Raw genomic sequence first — 227 nt, 5'->3', positions numbered from 1 at the left:
CCGTGCTCGAGCGCGAGGATCATCTTCATCAACCCCGCCGCACCCGCCGCCGCCTGCGTATGACCCACATTCGACTTGATCGACCCCAACCACACCGGCCGATCCGTAGGACGACCACGCCCATACGTGGCCAACAACGCCTGCGCCTCGATCGGATCACCGAGCGACGTGCCGGTGCCGTGCGCCTCCACCGCATCCACATCCGCGGCGGAAAGCCCCGCACTGGC

At 67.8% G+C, this 227-nt stretch carries 1 protein-coding gene; it reads right to left on the bottom strand.

What is annotated here, in order from left to right; genetic code table 11:
- Positions 1-227, bottom strand: a 227-nt coding sequence (locus tag ACLQ2V_RS28180; RefSeq protein WP_425721751.1) for a hypothetical protein, incomplete at both ends; no start/stop codon positions are given.

The sequence above is a fragment of the Micromonospora sp. DT233 genome, from assembly GCF_049841815.1.
Lineage (GTDB): Bacteria > Actinomycetota > Actinomycetes > Mycobacteriales > Micromonosporaceae > Micromonospora.
This window is presented reverse-complemented; position numbering and strand designations above follow the sequence as displayed.